Here is a 21,127-nt window from a genome sequence, read left to right as displayed (position 1 = left end):
TACAGTTGAACCGATAAACGTGCTGCTTTCGTCGGAAAGTCAATGTTTACGGGGCTTTTGCCTAGTCAAAGGAGAGCGTGATCAGCGAGGATAGCGGATCAGGTAGCGCTCAAATTGCCGGATCAGTCTTGTGCAAAGCTTGGAATACCATAATATGGTTCGCATCTGAGGGGCGACCAGAGAGTCCCCCCGGTTTGGCTTCATACAACGATAAGAACAGACAAACTCGAGTTCATGCATATGTCCCAGATGTCCCGGCAAGATCCGTTGATCGAGAATCACACGGTCGACTACGTCCCACTCGCGGAACGCCACGGGAAGGCCCGCGACCTTTTCACCCTTTGGTTCAGCACCAACATTGCGCCACTGCCCATCGTCACCGGCGCCATGGTGGTTCAGGTGTTCCATCTCGATCTGCTCTGGGGCCTGCTGGCGATTGCGCTGGGGCACATGATCGGCGGCGTAGTGATTGCGCTGGCGTCGGCACAAGGCCCGCGCATGGGCATTCCGCAGATGGTCCAGAGTCGCGGTCAGTTCGGTCGTTATGGCGCACTGTTGATCGTGTTTTTCGCGGCGATCATTTACATCGGCTTCTTCATTTCCAACATTGTCCTCGCGGGCAAATCCATCGTCGGCATTGCGCCGTCGGTGCCGGCGCCGCTGAGTATTTTGATCGGCGCACTGGCCGCTACGGCCATCGGCGTGATCGGCTACAACTTCATCCACACGCTGAACCGCATTGGCACCTGGGTGATGGGCAGCGCGTTGCTCGCCGGTTTCATCTACATCTTCGCCCATGACTTGCCGGCGGACTTCTTCACCCGTGGCAGTTTCAACCTGTCCGGCTGGCTGGCGACGGTGTCGCTGGGGATCATCTGGCAGATCAGTTTCTCGCCGTACGTCTCCGACTATTCGCGTTATCTGCCAGCCGACATCGGCATCGCCAAGCCGTTCTGGGCGACCTATCTGGGCGCGACGCTGGGTACGATTCTGTCGTTCAGTTTTGGCGCTGTTGCGGTGCTGGCGACGCCGGAAGGCACCGAAGCGATGGTTGCGGTCAAGCAGTCCACCGGATGGCTGGGGCCGATTCTGATGGTGTTGTTTCTGCTCAATATCATCAGCCACAACGCGTTGAATCTGTATGGTGCGGTGCTGTCGATCATCACCTCGATCCAGACGTTCGCCAGCCAATGGACGCCGAGCATCAAGGTGCGCGTGATGTTGTCGAGCGTGGTACTGGCAGGCTGCTGTGTGGTCGCGCTCGGCGCCTCGGCGGACTTCATTTCCGAATTCATCGGTTTGATTCTGGCGCTGTTGCTGGTGCTGGTGCCGTGGGCCTCGATCAACCTGATCGACTTCTACCTGATCAAGCGTGGCAACTACGACGTCACCTCGATCTTCCGGGCTGACGGCGGGGTTTACGGGCGCTTCAATCTGCACGCGATCATTGCCTACTTCATCGGCATTATCGTGCAGCTACCGTTCGCCAATACGTCGCTGTATGTCGGGCCTTACGCCAATCTGGTCGACGGCGCGGATCTGTCGTGGCTGGTGGGTCTGGTCGTCACCGTTCCGCTGTATTACTGCCTGGCGACACGCGGCCAGGTCCAGCAGAGCAGGGCGGCGAAACTGGGGTACACAGACTGAGTCATCCCGCAGCTAAAACTGTGGCGAGGGGATTTATCCCCGTTCGGCTGCGCAGCAGTCGTGAAATCAGCGAATGCGTTTCTCCCTTGGGTTGAAGGGGGCCGCTTCGCAGCCCAACGGGGATAAATCCCCTCGCCACAAGTGATCTGCGGGATGCTCACGCATCCCGGTGGTCATTCATATTGGCCATATCGATCCCCTTTTGGCCCATTCCCCACTGTGATCCGTCTACGCTGTCGGCAAGAATCAAAACCACAACTAGACGCTGGATCTTTTTTGCCCTCGGCTACCCTTGCAGCCGCTGCCGTGTACAGAACATAAAAACCATCGAACTCACGCCGCATTCTGGGGAAACAACCATGGTCACGATGAAACGCATTCTGGGCGCCACCGTGTGTGGGCTGACGCTGCTGGCCAGCGCTGTCCAGGCCGAGCAACGCGAACTGCGCGTGTACAACTGGGCGGATTACATCCTGCCGGCCGTACCCAAGGATTTCGCTGCGAAAAGCGGCATCAAAGTGACCTGGGACACCTTCGACACCAACGAATCCCTCGAAGCCAAATTGCTGACCGGCAACTCTGGATACGACCTCGTGGTGCCGTCGAACCAGTTCCTGGAAACGCAGATCAAGGCCGGCGTGTTCCAGAAACTCGACAAGTCCAAGCTGCCGAATTGGAGCCACCAGGATCCGGAGTTGTTGAAACTGCTGGGCAAGAACGATCCGGGCAACCAGTACGGCGTGCCTTACATGGTCGGCACCGTGCTGATCGGCTTCAACCCGGCCAAGGTCAAGGCGGCATTGGGCGATAACGCGCCGGTGGATAGCTGGGATCTGGTGTTCAAGCCGCAGAACATGGAAAAGCTCAAATCCTGCGGTGTAGCGATGCTCGATTCACCGACGGAAATCCTCCCGCTGGCCCTGCATTATCTCGGCCTCGACCCAAACAGCCAAAACCCCGCCGATTACGAAAAAGCCAAGGAGTTGATGCTCAAGGTTCGCCCTTACGTGACCTACTTCAACTCGGCCAAATACATGACCGATATCGCCAATGGCGACATCTGCGTGGCCATCGGTTACTCCGGCAGTTTCTATCAGTTCGGCAACCGCGCCAAAGAGGCGAAAAATGGTGTGGTCGTCGACTGGCGCTTGCCGAAGGAAGGCGCGCCGATCTGGTTCGACACCTTCGCGATTCCGAAGAGCGCGAAGAACGTCGAAGAGGCCCACGAATTCCTCAACACCCTGCTTGATCCAAAAGTCATCGCGCCGATCAGTGACTTCCTCGGATACCCGAATGCGAACAAGGATTCGATCCCGCTGATCAACAAAGAGATCACCGACAACCCGAACCTGACACCGACTCCCGAAGCGCTGAAAAACCTCTACGTCGTCCAGCCATTGCCGCAGAAACTCGAACGCGTACGCACCCGCGTCTGGACCAGCATCAAATCCGATAAATAACCTTCGTCCAGACGAAATCCCCCTGTAGGAGCTGCCGCAGGCTGCGATCTTTTGATCTTGTTTTTAAAAATCAAAGTCAAAAGATCGCAGCCTGCGGCAGCTCCTACAGGGAGTGCGTGCGGTTCTCTTTGCGGGAGATGAGCAGGCTCAGCAGGACCGAGCCGAGAATCACCCCACCTACCACCACCAGCGACCACTCCACCGGCATGTGCAGCCACGGCATCAACACCATCTTGCCGCCGATAAACACCAGCACAATCGCCAGCCCATACTTGAGCAAATGAAAGCGGTCAGCCATGTCCGCCAGCAGGAAGTACAGCGCGCGTAATCCCATGATCGCGAAGATGTTCGAGGTGAAGACAATGAACGGATCGGTGGTGACGGCGAAGATCGCCGGGATGCTGTCGACCGCGAACATCAGGTCGCTGGCCTCGATCAGCACCAGCACCAGAAACATCGGCGTCGCCCAGCGCACGCCGTTCTGCAGGACGAAGAACCGCTCGCCATGAAAGCCGCTGGTGATGCGCAAATGCCCACGCACCCAGCGCAGCAACGGATTCTTATCCAGATCCGGTTGCTGCTCGGCGAACACCAGCATCTTGATCCCGGTGACGATCAGGAACACACCGAACGCGTACAGCAGCCATTCGAACTGCGAGACCAGCCACACACCGGCAAAGATCATCACCGCGCGCATCACGATCGCCCCGAGCACACCGTACAGCAGCACCCGGCGCTGCAACTCCGGCGGCACGGCGAAGTAGCTGAAGATCATCACAAAGACGAACATGTTATCGATCGACAGCGATTGTTCGATCAGATAACCGGTGAGGAATTCGAGGGTTTTCTGTCGGGCGATTTCGCCGCCAAAGCTGCCGTTCAGATACCACCAGAGCAGGCCGGCAAAGCTCAGTGCCAGCAGGCACCAGGCAATGACCCAGGACAACGCTTCGCGCACTGACACGCGGTGCGCCTTGCGTCCGCCGAAGACAAACAGGTCCAATGCCAGCATGGCAAGAACGAAAACGATGAAGGCGCCCCACATCCACGGTTCGCCGATATTGATGTTCGTGGCAGACATGTCACGCTCCCGGTCTTATTGGTTTAGAGTCAGACGAGGTCATGCTAGCGACGACGCTGCGGCAAAGAAAAATCGTTTATTTCTGCGCAACAGTTCGTTAAAAACGAAGTGTCGGGTGCGCGGCGGCGATTAGATCCTTTCTCGAACCTCTTTTTTTGGAGCGACTATTTCAGCGATGAGCAACGACCCTCTGGAACCTCAAGCAGTCGGCAGTCCGATCACCAGCAGTGCGATTTTCATCGTCGCAACGCTCAATGCCGGCCCCGACGCAGCGGAAAAAGTGAAGGGCTGGTGCGGCGATGTCGCCGGGCTGGTGCGCTCGGTGGGCAAGCGCGTACCGGCGGGCAACCTGACGTGTATCTGCGGGTTTTCTTCGAATGCCTGGGATCGCCTGTTCGGCAGTCCACGTCCGGCGTCATTGCACGGTTTTCGTGAGTTCGGCGTCGCAGGGCGCCACGCACCGGCCACACCGGGCGATCTGTTGCTGCACATCCGCGCCGATCAGATGGACCTGTGTTTTGAGCTGGCCACACAGATCATGGCCGTGCTCGGCGATGCCGTGACGGTGGTCGACGAGGTTCAGGGGTTCCGCTATTTCGACATGCGCAGCATCATCGGTTTTGTCGACGGCACGGAAAACCCGGTCGGCCGCAAAGCGGTGAATTTCACCATCGTCGGTGATGAAGATGCGGACTTCAGCGGCGGCAGTTACGTGCTGGTGCAGAAGTATCTGCACAACATGACCGCGTGGAACGGTTTGAGTGTCGAGGCCCAAGAGCGAGTGATCGGGCGCACGAAGTTATCGGATATCGAACTGGGTGAAGACGTCAAACCGAGCAATTCCCACAGTGCGCTGACCACCATCACTAACGCAGCGGGCGAGGAAGTGAAGATCCTGCGCGACAACATGCCGTTCGGTCGGCCGGGAGCGGGGGAGTTCGGCACGTTTTTCATCGGCTACGCGCGTTCGCCCGAACCGATGGAGCAGATGCTGGAAAACATGTTTGTCGGTAAGCCAGTGGGCAATTACGACAAGTTGCTGGATTTCAGCACCGCCGTCACCGGCAGCCTGTATTTCGTGCCGTCAGCCGATTTGCTGGAGGAGTTGGCGGATCGCTGACTGCAAACGGGGTCGGGACTGATCAATCCCGACCCCGTTTTTGTTCAGGACAGCGGCGGCGTGCGCGGCGGCACCAAACGCTTGGAGCCCGTCGATTCAAACGCCGAGGCCAAACGCAGCAGCGTCGAATCGTCATAAGCGCGACCGGCGAAGGTCAATCCGGCCGGCATGCCGATGTCGGCCATGACGCCCATTGGCACCGTTACCGTCGGCACGCCGAGGTGACGGATCGCGAGGTTGCCGTTGGCGACCCAGACACCGTTGCTCCAGGCGATGTCCGCCGATTGCGGATTAACATCGGCATCCGCCGGACCGACGTCGGCCACCGTCGGGAACAGTACGGCGTCGAGTTTCAGCGCATCCATCCAGTCTTCCAGATCGAGCTTGCGGGTCTTCTCCAGGCCGCGCAGACCGTCGGGCAACGTTGAAATCTGATCCCACGGCGTAATGCCACGCTCGGCCATGCGCACGTATTCATCCATGCCAGCGGCCAGATCACCTTCACGGTTGGGCAGGGTCCCCGGGTCGTGCGGGAAGATTTTCGGCCCGTCGACATCGACCAGGCGATTGAGTTTTGGATCACCGTTGGCCCGCAGGAAATCATCGAAGGCCCAGGCCGACAGATCCCACAGTTCGTGGTGCAGGAACTCTTTGGAGACGATGCCGCGATTGAACACGGTCGGCGCGCCGGGACGGTCGCCTTCGCAATTGGACACTAGCGGGAAATCGACTTCGATGACTTCGGCGCCGGCGGCTTCCAGGGCGGCGCGCGCCTGTTTCCACAGGTCGATCATTGATTCACGGGTGTTGATGCGTTGCCCGGTCGGGCCACCGATGCCCGGCTCTGCGCTGGTGCCGGCGTCGGGGTCGGCGTTGATGTACATCTTCGGCACGCCCAGACGTTTGCCGGCCAGAGCGTCGGCCTTCACCGCCAGTTCCGCGTAGGAAGCAGGGCGCACGGACATCACGCTGGGGATCGGCACCCACGGTTGCAGGCGCCACAGATCGCCACGGGTGTCGGTGTCTTCAGCAACCACGACGTCGAGCACTTCGAGCAGATCAGCCATGGTCCGCGCGTAAGGCACGACCACGTCCATGGTCGGCGTCAGCGGCCAGTTGCCGCGCACCGAAATCACCCCGCGCGAAGGCGTGTAGGCGCACAAACCGTTGTTCGACGCCGGGCCGCGACCGCTCGACCAGGTTTCTTCGGCCAGACCGAATGCGGCAAAACTGGCGGCCGTGGCGGTGCCGGCACCGTTGGACGAGCCGGAGGCAAAGGGTGCGGTCAGGTAATCGGCGTTATACGGACTTTCGGCGCGACCGTAGACGCCGCGCTGCATGCCGCCATTGGCCATCGGCGGCATGTTGGTCTTGCCCAGACAGATCGCCCCGGCGGCGCGCAGGCGCTCGATGGTGAATGCATCGCGGTGCGCGACAAGATCGACAAATGCCGGGCTTCCGGACGCGGCGGTGAGGCCTTTGACCAGGTAGCTGTCCTTGGCGGTGTAGGGAATGCCATCGAGCGGACCGAGGGTTTCGCCTTTGGCACGACGGTCGTCGGCAGCCTGCGCTTCTTGCAGTGCGTCGGGGTTACGCACGACCACCGCGTTGAGTGCGGTGGCGCTGTCCGCGCCATCGTAGGCATCGATTCGCGCCAGATAAGCCTGCACCAGCTCGACCGAAGTGGTCTGGCCAGATTGCAGCGCCGCGCGTAGCTGGGCAATGGAAACTTCAGTGACTTCGATCATGTCATTACCGCCGTCAGGTTCTCAAAAGGGTTGTTCATCATTGTTGTTGTGAAGCGTGCAGAAAGATTTTCGATGGACGTAACTCTACCTTGAACTTCGAGCAAAGGCTCGCGCAAGTTCGATAATTATCGGGTTATTCAGCGGAAAAATTCTCCAGGAGTCTCTCCGAATTGCTGGCGGAATGCTGAAATGAACGCCGAGGTCGAGTCATATCCGCAGGCCAATGCCACGTCGGTGACGCGTTCGCCGCGCTCCAGCGGTGTCAGTGCGCCGAGCAAGCGCAAGCGTTGCCGCCAGGCGCGGAAGGTCAGGCCGGTGTCGCGCAGAAACAGCCGCGTGAGGGTTTTCTCGGTGACGCCGAATTTTTCGCTCCAGTGACTCAGCGTGGTCTGCTGTTCCGGATGCTGCTCCAGGCTCTGGTAGATCTGCTTCAGGCGCGCGTCTTGTGGCAGCGGCAGCATCAGGTCGATCGGCGGGGCTTCGGCGAGTTGATCGAGGATCACTTGCGCGAGCCGCCCGTGTGCGCCGCTCAGGTCGTACTCCACCGGCACCTGACTGAAGGCGCGGATCAGTTCTCTGAGCAAATCGCTGACCCCGAGCACATGGCAACGCTCGGCGGCCCAGCCGGCGACGCTGCAATCGATGTACAGACTGCGCATCTCGGTGTGCGGCGAACTGAACACCCGATGCGGCACACCCGCCGGAATCCACACCGCGCGCTCCGGCGGCGCGACGAAGCGGCCGGCGCTGGTCTGCACTTCGAGTACACCCTGAATCGCGTACGACAATTGCACCCACGGGTGACTGTGACGGCGGGTCAACGCACGATTAGGCAGTGATTCGGTGCGCCCGTACAACGGACGCGGCAGGCTGGGCAGCCCGGGAATGCTGCGTCTGACGCTTTTGTCGTGTCCTTTTGGCGGCATCTGGAGGATCTTCGGCGTTAGTCGGTAATTTGCACTCACGTTAAAGTCGCTGTCACGTACTGGCAACCCCCGGATGAGCAAACCATGACGCGCCCAAGATTCTTGCCCGACAACTTCACCTTGACCCTGATCGGCGTTGTGCTGCTCGCCAGCTTCCTGCCGGCCAGCGGCCAGGTCGCGGTCGGCTTTGGCTGGCTGACCAACCTCGCTATTGCACTGCTGTTTTTCCTGCACGGCGCCAAACTCTCTCGCGAATCGATCATCGCCGGTGCCGGTCATTGGCGCCTGCACTTGCTGGTGTTCGGCCTGACCTTTGTGTTGTTCCCGATTCTGGGGTTAGCGTTGAAACCGCTGCTGTCACCGCTCGTCGGCGACAAGCTGTACATGGGCATGCTCTACCTCTGCGCGCTGCCGGCCACGGTGCAATCGGCGATTGCTTTTACTTCGCTGGCGCGGGGCAATATACCGGCGGCGATTTGCAGCGCGGCGGCGTCGAGCCTGTTCGGCATATTCCTCACGCCATTGCTGGTGACACTGCTGCTCAACGTCCACGGTGATGGCGGTTCGACGCTGGACGCGATCCTGAAAATCAGTGTGCAATTGCTCCTGCCATTCGTTGCCGGGCAGATCGCCCGCCGCTGGATCGGCGCATGGGTGGGGCGCAACAAGAACTGGCTGAAGTTCGTCGATCAGGGTTCGATTCTGTTGGTGGTTTACGGTGCGTTCAGCGAGGCGGTCAACGAAGGCATCTGGCATCAGATTCCGGTCGTCGATCTGCTCGGGCTGGTGGTGGTTTGCTGCATCCTGCTGGCGTTGGTGTTGCTGGCATCGACGGTGCTCGGCAAGGCCTTCGGCTTCAGTCAGGAAGACCGCATCACCATTCTGTTCTGTGGCTCGAAAAAGAGCCTGGCCACCGGTGTACCGATGGCGCAGGTGTTGTTTGCCGGCAGCACCATTGGCGTGTTGATTCTGCCGTTGATGCTGTTTCATCAGATTCAATTGATGGTCTGCGCGGTGCTGGCGCAGCGTTATGCGAAACGCCCGGAATCGGTGCCCGACCTCATGGCACAAGTCGACCCATAAAATTCCCCCTGTAGGAGCTGCCGCAGGCCGCGATCTTTTGATCTTGTTTTTAACAGACAAGATCAAAAGATCGCAGCCTCGTTGCACTCGACAGCTCCTACAGGGATGCCGTTCCCCGCAAGAGAAGGGGTTATTGAGGGCTGTTGAACTGGTCGGAATAACTGCCGGTCATCAGCGCCGAAGCGACCCGATCAGAGCCGACACCGACACGGGAATAGGCAAATCGATTGATGCCCGTACGATCAGCGCCATCGGCAGCCACCGCACCGGCACCAACATGATCGGAACCGTCAGAAGCCACCGCACCCGCGCCGACATGATCAGAACCATCAGAAGCCACCGCGCCGGCACCGACATGATCGGAACCGTCAGAAGCCACCGCACCGGCACCAACATGATCGGAACCGTCAGAAGCCACCGCACCCGCGCCGACATGATCTGAACCGTCAGAAGCCACCGCACCGGCACCGACATGATCGGAACCGTCAGAAGCCACCGCACCGGCACCAACATGATCGGAACCGTCAGAAGCCACCGCACCGGCACCAACATGATCAGAACCGTCAGAAGCCACCGCACCGGCACCAACATGATCAGAACCATCAGAAGCCACCGCCTGAGGCTGCGCCGCCCATGCCCCAGGCACTACAACCGCAGCCGCAACCGCCAGAACCACGCCTGACAAAAGCCTGTATTTCATGATTTTCTCCACGACCCGGCAGCCACAAAGCGTTAACGCATCGTCCGCCGTACGATGACTGGCGCTACGACTCATTGGCTCGGGTTGATCTGGTTGGCGAAAGGCACGAGCGCACCGTCAGGCGCACGGGTGTCGACGTAATAAGTATCGAACTGAATCAGTATAGATCGCTGAACCGTTACGGCATGGCGGGGGGATCGACGGGCGTTAGGCGTTTCGTTTCCTTCACTTGGCGGGCAAAGGCGAAATCAATCTAAAAATGCCAGTCTGGGCGAGCGAGCCTTTGCTAGGCTCAAAGGTGTAGGCGAAGACGCAGACTGATGCGCAATCGGATAGCAAGGGGGCGTGGGGCGCGCTCCGAAGGGTACACGGTTAGAAAGATCTCCGCGCTGAGATCCAGCCCTTATGCCGTGTGAAGCAGCCGAGGCCGTACCTTTTCAATTTGGTCCGGTACTGTGGGAAGCCCGATAAACCTTGTAAGCCAGAGACCAGCACTGGCCGCCTACTCGAACTCCAAAGCCCGCTTCGTGCGGGCTTTGTCGTTCTCGCCAGGTCAGATCGACTGCAGCGCCTGCGCCAGGTCGGCGCGCAGGTCTTCGACGTCCTCGACCCCCACCGACAGGCGCACCAGCCCATCACCGATGCCGAGTTTCGCGCGGGTGTCCGCCGGGATGGTCGCGTGAGTCATGATCGCCGGGTGCTCGATCAGGCTCTCGACGCCACCGAGGCTTTCCGCCAAGGCAAAGATCTTCACGTTCTCGAGGAAGCGTCGCGCGCCGGCCAGATCGCTGTTCAGATCCACCGAGATCATGCCGCCGAAACCACGCATCTGGCGCTTGGCCAAGGCGTGTTGCGGGTGCGATTCCAGTCCTGGGTAATAGACCCGTTTGACCTGCGGCTGCTGCTCCAGCCACTGCGCCAGATCCAGTGCGTTGCTGCAATGACGCTCCATGCGCAGCGCCAGGGTTTTCACCCCGCGCAGGGTCAGAAACGCATCGAACGGACCGGCGATGGCGCCGACTGCGTTCTGCAAAAAGCCGAGCTTCTCGGCCAGCTCAGCGTTCTGGCCAACCACGGCAATACCGCCGATCACATCGGAGTGGCCGTTCAGGTACTTGGTGGTCGAGTGCAGGACGATGTCGAAACCCAGCTCCAGCGGGCGCTGGATATACGGGCTGGCAAAGGTATTGTCAGCCACCGAGATGATCCCGCGTGCCCGGCAGATACGGGCGATGGCCGCCAGGTCTGACAGGCTCAGCAGCGGGTTGGTCGGCGTTTCGACCATGACCATGCGCGTGTCGTCCTGCAACGAGGCTTCGAACGCCGACAGATCCGTCAGATCGACAAAGCTGAAACGGTGCCCGGCACTGCGCTGACGCACCTTGTCGAACAGGCGGAATGTGCCGCCGTACAGATCGTTGCCAGAGACAATGTGCGAACCGGCATCGAGCAATTCCAGCACGGTCGAAATCGTCGCCAGCCCCGAGGCGAACGCGAAGGCCTGCGTGCCGCCTTCGAGATCGGCAACGCAGCGCTCGAGGGCAAAACGCGTCGGGTTGTGCGAGCGCCCGTAATCGAAACCCTTGTGCACGCCGGGGCTGTCTTGCAGATAGGTGGAGTTGGCGTAGATCGGCGGCATCAGTGCGCCGGTGGTCGGGTCCGGCGCCTGCCCGGCGTGGATCACCCGGGTCGCGAAGCCTTGGGATTTATCGTCGTGCTGACTCATGCGAGGGATCTCCGTAATTGGTTGAGCATGTCGGTGCGGGTGATCAGACCGTGGAAGCCTGAGGCGTCGGCAATGATCGCGACGAGGCCACGGCTGAGCACCGCTTCGAGTTCGGCAAGCGTAGCGCCGGGGGCGAGGGTTTGCAGTTTGTCAGTCATCACGCTGGAGACCGATTGACTGAAGCGCGCGGCATCTTCGTGCACCGGCAGGAGGATGTCGGATTCGTCGATCACGCCGACCAGTTGCTTGCCTTCCACCAGCACTGGCAGTTGCGAAACATCCGCCAGGCGCATGCGCTGGAACGCGGTCAGCAGGGTGTCGTCAGGGCCGACGCTGATGACGCGGCCATCTTCGAAACGGCGAGCGATCAAATCACGCAAATCGCCGTAGCCCTTGCGCTGCAACAGGCCTTGATCGGTCATCCACTGGTCGTTGTAAACCTTCGACAGATAACGCGTACCGGTGTCGCAGACGAAGCTGACCACGCGTTTCGGTTCGGTCTGTTCGCGGCAATAACGCAGCGCGGCGGCGAGCAGGGTGCCGGTCGACGAACCACCCAGAATGCCTTCGGCCTTGAGCAACTGGCGGGCGTGAGAGAAGCTTTCCTCGTCACTGATCGAGTAGGCGTGACGCACGCTGGAGAGATCGGTAATCGACGGAATGAAGTCCTCGCCAATGCCTTCCACCGCCCATGAACCGGGCGTCGGCATCGTGCCGTCACGGCTGTATTGCGCCATGACCGAGCCGATCGGATCGGCGAGGACCATTTCCAGATCCGGTTGCACCCGCTTGAAGAAGCGACTCAGGCCGGTCAGCGTCCCTGCCGAACCGACACCGACGACGATGGCGTCCAGATCATGTTCGGTCTGTGCCCAGATTTCCGGCGCGGTGCTGCATTCGTGGGCCAGTGGGTTGGCCGGGTTGTTGAACTGGTCGGCGAAGAATGCGCCGGGAATGTCTTTCGCCAAACGGGCGGCGACGTCCTGGTAATACTCCGGATGGCCCTTGCCGACGTCGGAGCGGGTGATGTGCACCTCGGCGCCCATGGCCTTCAGGTGCAGGACTTTTTCGGTGGACATTTTGTCCGGCACCACCAGCACCACACGATAGCCTTTGGCGCGGCCAACCAGTGCCAGACCGAGGCCGGTGTTGCCGGCAGTGGCCTCGACGATGGTACCGCCGGGTTGCAGGCGACCATCGCGTTCAGCCGCATCGATCATCGCCAGACCGATACGGTCCTTGATCGAGCCACCGGGGTTCTGCGATTCGAGTTTGAGAAACAGTGTGCACAGACCAGTGTCGAAGCGAGTGACTTGCACTAGCGGAGTATTGCCGATCAGCCCAAGTACGGCAGGGCGTGATTCCTTAGACATTTCTTCACCTCTTTGTGGTGTTGATCGCGTTCCATTCGCGGGGAAAAGACTCGCGTGCAACATAGGCTCAGACAGGGACTGTCGCAACCATTAGTCCGTTGGAAATACTGCCATTTCGATCTAACCATAGAACCAAATCGGAGGCCGCGACGGCAAGATTTTCGTGGGTTTACAGGGAGGCGCCATCGAGTATTCAAAGGGCGTCTTCAGCGCCACGCAGCGCTTGATCTGCGCAGCAATATCCTGCAGGGAAACCGCTCGGTCATTCTGCTATCGCAACGGTGCCAAAGCGTTTTCCAGTGATCGCGGTGATCATGAGTGGAACTCGTGATCATCAAGATTAAAATGAGTTTGTCTCAATCGTGACCGCTGTCGACAATGGCCCCCATCAACAAGACATTGGAGTTGTTTGTTATGGCACTGGCCCATTCCCTTGGATTTCCGCGCATCGGTCGCGACCGCGAACTGAAGAAAGCGCAAGAGGCGTTCTGGAAAGGAGAACTGAACGAGGCAGGCCTGCGTGAAGTGGGTCGCGAGCTGCGCAAGGCGCACTGGGATTTGCAGAAAAACGCCGGGATTGAATTGCTGCCAGTCGGCGATTTTGCCTGGTACGACCAGGTGCTGACGCACTCGCTGATGTTCGGGGTGATCCCTGAGCGTTTCCGTCCGCACGTTGGCAAAGCCAGTCTGCAAACCCTGTTCGGCATGGCGCGTGGCGTCAGCGACAGCTGCTGCGGCGGTGCCCATGCACAGGAAATGACCAAGTGGTTCGACACCAACTACCACTATCTGGTCCCGGAATTCAGCGCTGATCAACAGTTCCAGCTGGGTTGGGAGCAGTTGTTCGAAGAAGTCGAGGAAGCCCGCGCGCTGGGCCACAACGTCAAGCCAGTGATCATCGGCCCGCTGACGTACCTGTGGCTGGGCAAGGCCAAGGGCGCCGAGTTCGACAAGCTGGAACTGCTCGATCGTCTGCTGCCGCTGTACGGCCAGATTTTCTCGCGTCTTGCCGCTCAAGGTGTCGAGTGGGTGCAGATCGACGAGCCGATTCTGGTGCTCGACCTGCCACAGGAATGGAAAAACGCTTTCGAGCGTGCCTACAACCAGATCCAGCGCGATCCGCTGAAGAAGCTGGTGGCTACCTACTTTGGTGGCCTGGAAGAAAACCTTGGTCTGGCGGCCAATCTGCCCGTCGACGGTTTGCACATCGATCTGGTGCGCGCACCGGAGCAGTACCCGACCATTCTTGATCGTCTGCCGGCTTATAAAGTGTTATCGCTGGGTGTGGTCAACGGCCGTAACGTCTGGCGCTGCGATCTGGAAAATGCCTTGGCGACGTTGCAGCATGCGCATGAGCGTCTGGGCGATCGCCTGTGGATCGCGCCATCCTGCTCGTTGCTGCACAGCCCGGTGGATCTCGGTCGTGAAGACAAGCTCGATGCTGAGCTGAAAAGCTGGCTGGCCTTCGCCGTGCAGAAGTGTGAGGAAGTGGCTGTGCTGGCTCAGGCCGTCAACCAGCCCGAAGCGCCGAAAGTCCTGCGTGCCCTGACCGAAAGCCGTTCGGTGCAGGCCGCCCGTGCCGCTTCGCCGCGCATTCACAAACCGGCGGTGCAAGCGCGTGTCGCGGCGATAACCGCCAAGGACAGTCAGCGTCAATCGCTGTTCGCCCAGCGCATCGCCAAGCAGCGCGCGGGTCTTGATTTGCCGCTGTTCCCGACGACCACCATCGGTTCGTTCCCGCAGACCGCGTCGATCCGCCTGGCTCGGCAGTCGTTCAAGCAAGGCAAGCTGACCCTGGCCGAATACACCGAAGCCATGCACAGCGAAATCCGCCATGCAGTGGAAATCCAGGAGCGGCTGGGCCTCGACGTGCTGGTCCACGGTGAAGCCGAGCGCAACGACATGGTCGAGTACTTCGCCGAGCAACTCGACGGCTATGTGTTCACGCGTTTTGGCTGGGTGCAGAGTTACGGTTCGCGCTGCGTCAAACCGGCGGTGATCTTCGGCGACCTCAGCCGGCCGAAAGCCATGACCGTGGAGTGGATTCGCTACGCTCAGGGCCTGACCGGCAAGGTCATGAAGGGCATGCTGACCGGTCCGGTGACCATGCTGATGTGGTCGTTCCCGCGTGAAGACGTCAGCCGTGAAGTGCAGGCGCGACAACTGGCGCTGGCGATCCGTGACGAAGTGGTTGACCTGGAAGCTGCCGGCATCAAGATCGTGCAGATCGACGAAGCGGCGTTCCGTGAAGGTCTGCCGTTGCGTCAGGCCCAGTGGCAGCATTACCTGGACTGGGCGACCGAGGTGTTCCGCCTGTGCGCTTCCGGCGTGCGCGACGAAACGCAGATCCATACACACATGTGCTACAGCGAGTTCAACGACGTGATCGAGTCCATCGCGGCAATGGATGCCGACGTGATCACCATCGAAACCTCGCGTTCCGACATGGAGCTGCTCGACGCTTTCGAAGCCTTTGCCTACCCGAACGAAATCGGCCCGGGCGTCTACGACATCCACTCGCCACGTATTCCGGATGCTGCGGAAATGGCCAACCTGCTGCGCAAGGCCGCCAAGCGCATTCCCGCTGAACGGCTGTGGGTCAACCCGGATTGCGGCCTGAAAACCCGTGGCTGGCCGGAAACCGAAGCAGCGCTGGTGCACATGGTCACCGCCGCCCGCCAGCTGCGTAAAGAACTGGCGTAACACCTTAACCTCCTGAATAAACACAACCCCTTGTAGGAGTGAGCCTGCTCGCGATGGCGTCGCATCAGTCAGTAATGAGTTGACTGACACACCGCTATCGCGAGCAGGCTCACTCCTACAAGGGTTGTGTGTGAAGTTCAGAATCGGGGATTTCCTTGGCATCGCCGGGAGGCTGTTGCTACTGTGTCCAGCGGCAGTCCAAGTGTGGCAGACGACACACATGCACGCCTTCATGCGTGAAAACGCAGAATCTGTGCCCCATCGAACGGGTCCGTCAGGTAATGCGCTTTGACCCCGAATGTTTCCTGTAACCGCTGTGGTGTCAGCACCTCCAGCGGCTCGCCCAACGCCACCAACCGCCCGCGCTCCAGTACCGCCAGACGATCGCATTTCAACGCCTGATTTAGATCATGCAGGGCGATCAACGTGGTCACCGGCAACGCCTGCACCACGTTGAGAATGGTCAGTTGATGCTGAATGTCGAGATGATTGGCCGGCTCGTCCAACAGTAGAATTTGCGGTCGCTGCGCCAACGCCCGGGCGATGTGCACTCGCTGCCGTTCACCGCCCGACAGGCTGCGCCAAAGACGATTGCGCAGGTGAGTCGCGTCAACGTCGGTCAGCGCTTGCTGGACGATGGCGTCGTCGGCATGCGACCACGGTTGCAACGCCGAAAGCCACGGCGTGCGGCCCAGTGCAACGGCGTCGAACACGCGAATGCCGTCGTCGGTGTCGGCCTGCTGTTCCACCACCGCAAGTTTTTGCGCGATGCTGCGACGGGGCATTTTGCCGAGGCGCTGACCTTCCAGCAGCACCTCGCCAGCGCTCGGTTCACGCAATCCGGCAAGCAGTTTCAGCAAGGTCGATTTGCCCGAGCCATTTGGCCCGACGATGCCGAGGGTTTCACCGCGCGTGACCTCCAGGCTGACGCCGTTGAGCAGCTCGGCGCCGCGCACCCTGAACGTCAAGCCTGCGCAACTGAGGACGTTGCTCATCGCGCCGATCTCCGACCAACCAGAATCAGGGCAAACACCGGCGCACCGACCAGCGCGGTAATCACCCCGACCGGGATCACCTGGCCCTTGATCAACGTGCGCGACAACACGTCAGCGGCAATCAGAAACACCGCGCCGCCCAGCGCACTGGCAGGCAGCAGACGGGCATGACCGGTGCCGAGCAACAGTCGCGCGGCATGCGGAATCACCAGACCGACGAAACCGATCGAGCCGACAATCGACACCATCACCGCCGTCACCAGCGCCGCGCAACCGATCAGCAGGATCTGCACTCGGCGTACCGGGATGCCGAGCGACGCCGCCGAATCCGCGCCAAAGGTAAACGCATCCAGCGCCCGCCGATGCCACAGGCACACCAGCAAACCCGCGATGGCCACCGGCACCGCCAGCCATACCGAGGGCCAGCGCACGCCGCCAAGATTGCCCAGCAACCAGAACATGATCCCGCGCGCCTGTTCGGAGCTCGCCGAGCGGGTAATCAGAAATGCCGTCAGCGCGTTGAACAATTGCGAGCCGGCGATCCCGGCGAGAATGATCTGCCCGGTGCCGCTGGCCGAACCGCTGACGCGCGCCAACAGAATCACCAGCACGAAGGCGGTCACCGCCCCGGCAAAGGCGCCGACCGACAATGAGATGACTCCGGCACCGACGCCGAGCAACGCGACCATCACCGCCCCGGTCGAAGCGCCGGCAGAAATCCCCAGCAGATACGGATCGGCCAACGGGTTGCGCAGCAGCGATTGCAGAATCACCCCGCACGTCGCCAGACCGGCACCGCAGGCAGCGGCGACCAGTGCGCGGGTCAGGCGGTAGTTCCAGACGATGCCTTCATCAATGGGGTCGAGCACATAACCGGCCCCCCACAACTTATTGGCCAATACTTGCAGGACCACGCCCGGTTCAATCGAAGTTTCACCGATGGCCACGCCAGCCACCACGGCCATCAACAATGTCGCCAGGGCCAGCAACGTGCGGATCAGGCTTGCACTCATTTCGACAGGTCGTAGCCGTTGATGGCCGTGGCCAGTTGTTCCAGGCCATCGAACATGCGCTGGCTGGCCTGCATGGCCATGGCGTCAAGAATGATGATGCGGTTGTTTTTCACCGCGTCCATGTTGCGCGTCACCGGATCGCTGCGCAGGAAGGCGAGTTTCTTTTCATAGTCGTCAGCGGGGAAGCGACGGCGATCCATGCGGGCGATGACGAGGAACGTCGGGTTGGCTTTGGCGATGGTTTCCCAGCCGACCGTCGGCCACTCTTCATCGGATTCCACCACGTTGCGCACGCCGAGGGTGCTCAGCATGAAATCGGGAATGCCTTTGTGCCCGGCCACGAAGGGCTCGATGTCCATTTGTGCGCTGGAGAACCACACCAGCGCGCTGGCGTCTTTCAGTTGTTTGCCCTGTGCGGTGGCAATCGACTTGGCAAGGCTGGCCTTGAGTTGCTCGTTGAGTTGGTGTCCGCGATCCTGCACATCGAAGATCTGCGCCAGTTGGCTCACGCTCTTGTAAATGCTGTCGATGCGAAATGGCGCCAGTCGCGTGCCGTCGGCGCCGACCAGATTGTCCTTGGCTTCGCAATCGGAGGGCAGCAGGTAGGTCGGAATCTTCAGCTCATGAAACTGCTCACGGGTACCGACCGCACCTTGCGGGCCGACCATCCATTCCAGCTCCACGGCGACCAGTTCCGGGCGTTTGCCGATCACCGATTCGAAGCTCGGTTCGTTGTCGGCCAGGCGCTCGATCTTGTCGTCCTGCGTCTTGTACTTGGCCAGCACATTGTTGAACCACAGCGAGGTGCCGACGACTTTGTCGCTCAGGCCCATGGCGTAGAGCAGTTCCGTGCCGGCCTGGCCGATGGTCACCGTACGAGCGGGAGCATGCTCAAAGGTCAGGCTGCTGCCGCAGTTTTCGATGGTCAGCGGGTATTGAGTCGGTGCCGCATGGGCCAGCGTGCCAAGGCACAGGCCGGTGATGAGGGTGGCAACGCGGGGCAGCAGCATGAGGCAGTCTCCAGGAAAACCGTACGGGGAGCGGCAGAGTACGGTTCGGAAACACACCATCGAGCGCGGTCAGGGCAACAGCGCAAGGCCGCTCATCCCGGAAGACGCGCACGGCACGGTGTCCTTCCCGGACACCCCGCCGGTTAGTCAGTCACTGTGCCGGCAGGTCTCCTGACTGATGCGTCATCGCCAATGCTCCGGCCTTCCCGGGGTTCACCCAGTGGCAGTCGTGGAGCAGGCTCAGCACCTACAGTTGCGGGGGCAGTTCCGATCGATGCTGTGCAAGCACCTCGGATTCCCTATTAATCCCGTTTGGAAACCGGCGGCGGCATGGTAGTCGATCAGGCCGCTGAAGGGGAGACGAATCTGCCGGGTGAGGATTAATGCTGGCTCATCAAACCGTGCAACACGCCGAGGCGCAGGCCCGGTTCCGACGGCAGCATTTGTGCGATGCCGAACACTTTGAAGGCGGCCAGCATCAGCACCAGACCACCGGGCAGAATGCTCTGACGATGAGGTTGCAGCCCGGCCAGTTTCAATTGCTGGACGTTGTTCACCTTCAGCAGAAGCAACGACAGGCGTAGGAGCCCGCCGTAGGTGATGCCGTCCTGACCGTAGTCGTTGAGACGATTGGCCTTGAGCACTTTAGCCAGCATGCGCGCAGTGCCGGAAGAGCCGATGGTTTGCTGCCAGCCCTGAGCACGGTAGCGCCGGGCAACTTTTTCAAACTGCAGGATGGCGAAACGTTCGGCTTCCTGTAACGCAGCGGCGGACAGGTCGCCGCCGCGAAAGAAGCGTGTGCTCAAGGTGCCGCTGCCGATGGCGATACTTTCGGTGAGCAACGGTTGCGCGCCCTGGCCGAGGATCAGCTCGGTGGAACCGCCGCCGATGTCGACCACCAGGCGCATGTCGACGGCGCTCGGCAAGGCGTGGGTGACGCCGGCGTAAACCAGCCGCGCCTCTTCATGGCCGCAGATAACGTCGATCGGAAAACCCAGATGCCGTTCGGCGCTGGCGAGAAACAGCTGCGCATTGTCGGCCTCGCGCACGGCGCTGGTCGCCACCGCGCGCACGCGACCGGCTTCGAAGCCACGCAGTTTCTTGCCGAACCGCGCCAATGCCTGCCAGCCGCGATCCAGCGCCAGCGCGTCGAGCGCGCCACCGTCAAAACCCTCGGCAAGCCGCACCGGTTCACGCAGGGTTTTCACTTCCTGTATCAGCAGGCCTTTGCGGCTGCGCACTGACTGCCCGATCATCAGGCGAAAGGCATTCGAACCCAGGTCGATGGCGGCAAACAGCGAGGCGTCGTCTTTCATGGGAATCCCTGCAAAACATCCGTCGCGAGGCTCAAGACGGTTTGCGAGGATTGTGCGGTGATCTTGATGACATCCTGATGACGGGGCAGGGGTGATTCAATGAATTTGCGGCTGTCATGACACTGTCATTATCCGGCGTCTATGCTGACCTCAATACATCGCGTGTTCTTAAAGTTTCTGCTGCCATTCGTGGCAGCTTTTTTTTGCCTGCGATTCAAGCGTGGCCACAGATCGTTCCCATGCTCTGCGTGGGAATGCCTCTAGGGACGCTCCGCGTCCAGTGACGCGGAGCGTCACGGGCTGCATTCCCACGCAGAGCGTGGGAACGATCAGATCGCAGCCTTCGGCAGCTCCTACCGGGGCGGTGGGGTTAGCAGGACTGTGGGGTTTCGCCGCGTGCCAGGCGCGCGTTGATGTCGTCAATGACTTCCGGCAGCTCGGCGATGGTGTCGATCAGGTAATGCGGGCGCGAAGGGGCGAACATCTTGCCGATCCGCGCGCGCTCTTCGGCCAGTCGGTCCGACGGCAGCGCCTGGTATTGCTCGTAGGTCAGGCCCAGCGCGTTGCCGGAGCAGGTCAGCGCCACCGTCCACATGCCGGCGCTGCGACCTTCAAGAATGCCCGGCCAGGTGTCGTCGACCTTGACGCACGCGGCCACGTCGTCGATGCCCAGGGCAATCACGTTGGCCAGCGCCTGCGCCGGGTGCGGCCGGCCATTGGGCACTTCATCGGTGGCGACCACATGATCGGCGACATAGCCGTTTTCCCGCGCGAGTTCGACAACCTTGGCCATCACCACCGCTGGATATCCGGAGCACGAACCGATTTTCAAGCCCTTGTCACGCAACGCGGCAATCGCTGCAATCGCGCCAGGGATCAGCGCCGAATGCAGGGCGATTTTCTCGATCTGCAGTGGCATGAAACGCTCATAAATCGCGGTCACGTCAGCATCGCTTGGCAAACGACCAAACGCAGAACGGTAACGTTCGCCAATCTGCGGCAGGTTGCACAAAGTGCGGATGTGGTCCCACTTGCCCATGCCCATCGGCCCGCGCGCTTCCTCCAGTGATACCGCGACGTCGAACTCGGCGAAGGCTTCGACGAAAATCTGCGTTGGTGCGAACGAGCCGAAATCAACAACGGTGCCAGCCCAGTCGAGGATGGCGGCTTGCAGGTGAGTCGGTTGCTTGTACTGCATGGTCAATCTCCGTTTTCAGGTAAGCGTT

Annotated in this window: 16 protein-coding genes and 1 riboswitch; of the genes, 5 read left to right on the top strand and 11 right to left on the bottom strand. The window is 60.6% G+C overall.

Annotated features, from left to right (window positions below):
- Positions 1 to 240: 240 nt before the first annotated feature.
- Positions 241 to 1,647, top strand: coding sequence for a purine-cytosine permease family protein (locus tag QOL84_RS07605; RefSeq protein WP_283436784.1), 1,407 nt, complete (start codon positions 241 to 243; stop codon positions 1,645 to 1,647).
- 359 nt (positions 1,648 to 2,006) lie between these two features.
- Positions 2,007 to 3,107, top strand: a complete 1,101-nt coding sequence (locus QOL84_RS07600) for a polyamine ABC transporter substrate-binding protein (RefSeq protein WP_129392836.1) — start codon at positions 2,007 to 2,009, stop codon at positions 3,105 to 3,107.
- Positions 3,108 to 3,210: 103 nt separating this feature from the next.
- On the opposite strand, the gene QOL84_RS07595 is transcribed toward QOL84_RS07600, so the two are convergent.
- A complete protein-coding gene (locus tag QOL84_RS07595) occupies positions 3,211 to 4,188 on the bottom strand; it encodes a TerC family protein (protein WP_283436783.1) in 978 nt (325 codons plus the stop codon).
- Between the two features lie 175 nt (positions 4,189 to 4,363).
- On the opposite strand from QOL84_RS07595, the gene QOL84_RS07590 reads away from it, so the two are divergent.
- Positions 4,364 to 5,308, top strand: coding sequence for a Dyp-type peroxidase (locus tag QOL84_RS07590; RefSeq protein WP_283436782.1), 945 nt, complete (start codon positions 4,364 to 4,366; stop codon positions 5,306 to 5,308).
- Between the two features lie 44 nt (positions 5,309 to 5,352).
- On the opposite strand, the gene QOL84_RS07585 is transcribed toward QOL84_RS07590, so the two are convergent.
- Positions 5,353 to 7,056 carry an amidase gene (locus tag QOL84_RS07585; protein ID WP_283436781.1) on the bottom strand — a complete coding sequence of 568 codons (1,704 nt, stop codon included), beginning with the start codon at positions 7,054 to 7,056 and terminating at the stop codon, positions 5,353 to 5,355.
- A gap of 137 nt (positions 7,057 to 7,193) precedes the next feature.
- The gene (locus tag QOL84_RS07580; RefSeq protein WP_283436780.1) at positions 7,194 to 7,982 is read right to left on the bottom strand and encodes an AraC family transcriptional regulator; all 789 of its coding nucleotides are present in this window, start codon (positions 7,980 to 7,982) and stop codon (positions 7,194 to 7,196) included.
- 84 nt (positions 7,983 to 8,066) lie between these two features.
- On the opposite strand from QOL84_RS07580, the gene QOL84_RS07575 reads away from it, so the two are divergent.
- Positions 8,067 to 9,065: a bile acid:sodium symporter family protein gene (locus tag QOL84_RS07575; RefSeq protein WP_283436779.1), complete on the top strand. Its 999-nt coding sequence runs from the start codon at positions 8,067 to 8,069 to the stop codon at positions 9,063 to 9,065.
- A gap of 130 nt (positions 9,066 to 9,195) precedes the next feature.
- On the opposite strand, the gene QOL84_RS07570 is transcribed toward QOL84_RS07575, so the two are convergent.
- From QOL84_RS07570 to QOL84_RS07560, 3 genes are all read right to left on the bottom strand, one after another.
- Positions 9,196 to 9,765: a phage infection protein gene (locus tag QOL84_RS07570; RefSeq protein WP_283436778.1), complete on the bottom strand. Its 570-nt coding sequence runs from the start codon at positions 9,763 to 9,765 to the stop codon at positions 9,196 to 9,198.
- Between the two features lie 553 nt (positions 9,766 to 10,318).
- Positions 10,319 to 11,491 (bottom strand): cystathionine gamma-synthase, encoded by a 1,173-nt coding sequence (locus QOL84_RS07565; protein ID WP_283436777.1) that lies wholly within the window; start codon positions 11,489 to 11,491, stop codon positions 10,319 to 10,321.
- Positions 11,488 to 12,864, bottom strand: coding sequence for a pyridoxal-phosphate dependent enzyme (locus QOL84_RS07560; RefSeq protein ID WP_129392857.1), 1,377 nt, complete (start codon positions 12,862 to 12,864; stop codon positions 11,488 to 11,490). Before QOL84_RS07560 ends, QOL84_RS07565 begins: the two co-directional genes overlap by 4 nt.
- Before the next feature lie 414 nt (positions 12,865 to 13,278).
- Between QOL84_RS07560 and metE the strand changes: the two genes are divergently transcribed.
- Positions 13,279 to 15,567 (top strand): 5-methyltetrahydropteroyltriglutamate--homocysteine S-methyltransferase, encoded by a 2,289-nt coding sequence (metE, locus tag QOL84_RS07555; protein WP_283436776.1) that lies wholly within the window; start codon positions 13,279 to 13,281, stop codon positions 15,565 to 15,567.
- Positions 15,568 to 15,797: 230 nt separating this feature from the next.
- Here metE and QOL84_RS07550 read toward each other — a convergent pair whose 3' ends face one another.
- The 5 genes from QOL84_RS07550 to phnX all read right to left on the bottom strand — a co-directional run bounded on the left by QOL84_RS07550 (position 15,798) and on the right by phnX (position 21,099).
- The gene (locus tag QOL84_RS07550) at positions 15,798 to 16,562 is read right to left on the bottom strand and encodes an ABC transporter ATP-binding protein (RefSeq protein ID WP_283436775.1); all 765 of its coding nucleotides are present in this window, start codon (positions 16,560 to 16,562) and stop codon (positions 15,798 to 15,800) included.
- Entirely contained in the window at positions 16,559 to 17,575 is a 1,017-nt protein-coding gene (locus QOL84_RS07545; RefSeq protein WP_488168962.1) for a FecCD family ABC transporter permease, read from the bottom strand. Before QOL84_RS07545 ends, QOL84_RS07550 begins: the two co-directional genes overlap by 4 nt.
- Complete coding sequence (locus tag QOL84_RS07540; RefSeq protein ID WP_283436774.1) at positions 17,572 to 18,585, bottom strand: ABC transporter substrate-binding protein; 1,014 nt, start codon at positions 18,583 to 18,585, stop codon at positions 17,572 to 17,574. The genes QOL84_RS07545 and QOL84_RS07540 overlap by 4 nt, the downstream gene beginning before the upstream one ends.
- A gap of 144 nt (positions 18,586 to 18,729) precedes the next feature.
- A riboswitch (cobalamin riboswitch) is annotated at positions 18,730 to 18,924 on the bottom strand.
- 41 nt (positions 18,925 to 18,965) lie between these two features.
- Complete coding sequence (locus QOL84_RS07535) at positions 18,966 to 19,901, bottom strand: Ppx/GppA family phosphatase (RefSeq protein WP_283436773.1); 936 nt, start codon at positions 19,899 to 19,901, stop codon at positions 18,966 to 18,968.
- A gap of 370 nt (positions 19,902 to 20,271) precedes the next feature.
- Positions 20,272 to 21,099: a phosphonoacetaldehyde hydrolase gene (gene phnX, locus QOL84_RS07530; RefSeq protein ID WP_283436772.1), complete on the bottom strand. Its 828-nt coding sequence runs from the start codon at positions 21,097 to 21,099 to the stop codon at positions 20,272 to 20,274.
- Between the last annotated feature and the right edge of the window lie 28 nt (positions 21,100 to 21,127).

The organism is Pseudomonas helmanticensis (assembly GCF_900182985.1).
GTDB lineage: Bacteria > Pseudomonadota > Gammaproteobacteria > Pseudomonadales > Pseudomonadaceae > Aquipseudomonas > Aquipseudomonas helmanticensis.
This window is presented reverse-complemented; position numbering and strand designations above follow the sequence as displayed.

Bases quoted from the DNA above. Each gene is read 5' to 3' on its own strand.
- QOL84_RS07585 (WP_283436781.1), bottom strand. From the start codon at position 7,056: ATGATCGAAGTCACTGAAGTTTCCATTGCCCAGCTACGCGCGGCGCTG.
- QOL84_RS07535 (WP_283436773.1), bottom strand. From the start codon at position 19,901: ATGAAAGACGACGCCTCGCTGTTTGCCGCCATCGACCTGGGTTCGAAT.
- phnX (WP_283436772.1), bottom strand. From the start codon at position 21,099: ATGCAGTACAAGCAACCGACTCACCTGCAAGCCGCCATCCTCGACTGG.
- QOL84_RS07545 (WP_488168962.1), bottom strand. From the start codon at position 17,575: ATGAGTGCAAGCCTGATCCGCACGTTGCTGGCCCTGGCGACATTGTTG.
- QOL84_RS07580 (WP_283436780.1), bottom strand. From the start codon at position 7,982: ATGCCGCCAAAAGGACACGACAAAAGCGTCAGACGCAGCATTCCCGGG.
- QOL84_RS07600 (WP_129392836.1), top strand. From the start codon at position 2,007: ATGGTCACGATGAAACGCATTCTGGGCGCCACCGTGTGTGGGCTGACG.
- QOL84_RS07560 (WP_129392857.1), bottom strand. From the start codon at position 12,864: ATGTCTAAGGAATCACGCCCTGCCGTACTTGGGCTGATCGGCAATACT.
- QOL84_RS07570 (WP_283436778.1), bottom strand. From the start codon at position 9,765: ATGAAATACAGGCTTTTGTCAGGCGTGGTTCTGGCGGTTGCGGCTGCG.
- metE (WP_283436776.1), top strand. From the start codon at position 13,279: ATGGCACTGGCCCATTCCCTTGGATTTCCGCGCATCGGTCGCGACCGC.
- QOL84_RS07565 (WP_283436777.1), bottom strand. From the start codon at position 11,491: ATGAGTCAGCACGACGATAAATCCCAAGGCTTCGCGACCCGGGTGATC.
- QOL84_RS07605 (WP_283436784.1), top strand. From the start codon at position 241: ATGTCCCAGATGTCCCGGCAAGATCCGTTGATCGAGAATCACACGGTC.
- QOL84_RS07575 (WP_283436779.1), top strand. From the start codon at position 8,067: ATGACGCGCCCAAGATTCTTGCCCGACAACTTCACCTTGACCCTGATC.
- QOL84_RS07540 (WP_283436774.1), bottom strand. From the start codon at position 18,585: ATGCTGCTGCCCCGCGTTGCCACCCTCATCACCGGCCTGTGCCTTGGC.
- QOL84_RS07590 (WP_283436782.1), top strand. From the start codon at position 4,364: ATGAGCAACGACCCTCTGGAACCTCAAGCAGTCGGCAGTCCGATCACC.
- QOL84_RS07595 (WP_283436783.1), bottom strand. From the start codon at position 4,188: ATGTCTGCCACGAACATCAATATCGGCGAACCGTGGATGTGGGGCGCC.
- QOL84_RS07550 (WP_283436775.1), bottom strand. From the start codon at position 16,562: ATGAGCAACGTCCTCAGTTGCGCAGGCTTGACGTTCAGGGTGCGCGGC.